The organism is Bradyrhizobium sp. Ken64, assembly GCF_055807555.1.
This window is the reverse complement of record NZ_JBVVPA010000128.1, coordinates 1-242: the sequence shown is the minus strand read 5'-3', so window position 1 is coordinate 242 and position 242 is coordinate 1. Positions and strand designations below refer to the sequence as shown.

At 60.3% G+C, this 242-nt stretch carries 1 protein-coding gene; it reads right to left on the bottom strand.

All coding sequences use genetic code 11. The features are described 5' to 3' along the window. The coding region (locus AC0L2F_RS35935) for a cupin domain-containing protein (RefSeq protein WP_473251547.1) at positions 1–242 on the bottom strand (242 nt) is incomplete at both ends.

Here is a 242-nt window from a genome sequence, read left to right as displayed (position 1 = left end):
TAGTCGTCTTCAATCCGGATGATGTCGTCTTCCCCGAGATAGCTTCCAGTCTGGACCTCGATCAGCTCCAGCATGATTTTACCGGGGTTCTCCATCCGGTGCACCGCGCCCATCGGGATGTAGATCGACTCGTTCTCGTGCACGCTTTTGACGGTCTCGTTGACGGTGACGCGGGCTGTGCCGCGGACCACGATCCAGTGCTCGGCACGATGATGGTGCTTCTGCAGCGACAGCCGCCCGCC